This window comes from Streptococcus intestinihominis (genome assembly GCF_046824975.1).
In the GTDB taxonomy this organism is placed as follows: domain Bacteria; phylum Bacillota; class Bacilli; order Lactobacillales; family Streptococcaceae; genus Streptococcus.
Map to the genome: position 1 here is coordinate 260,288 of NZ_JBKQBL010000003.1, position 275 is coordinate 260,562.

Annotated in this window: 1 pseudogene; it reads right to left on the reverse strand. The window is 44.4% G+C overall.

Annotated elements, in window-relative coordinates:
- Positions 1 to 46 precede the first annotated feature (46 nt).
- Positions 47 to 275, reverse strand: a pseudogene (locus ACLOR3_RS06455) (serine/threonine protein phosphatase); the annotation flags it as partial.

Sequence of the window (275 nt, forward strand, 5' to 3'; positions counted from 1 at the left end):
ATTATATCAAATTTTCTAGGCTTTTGTGGGATAAAGTCCTTTTTACTTAATCATCGATAGCTGCAAAGCCATCATTGACCAAAGCAACATCGGCCTTCATTCCACTTTCATCAAAGAGAATGCCATGGAGGACGCCACCATATACAGCCCCGCCATCCATGCCAATCTTCCCATCTTCGGTCACCCAGAGCTCCTTGGTTCCAATCTTTTGATCCAAGAGATAGTGAACCGGGGTATGGCCAAAAACAATGGTCTTTCCTGTCTGATTGATCGCT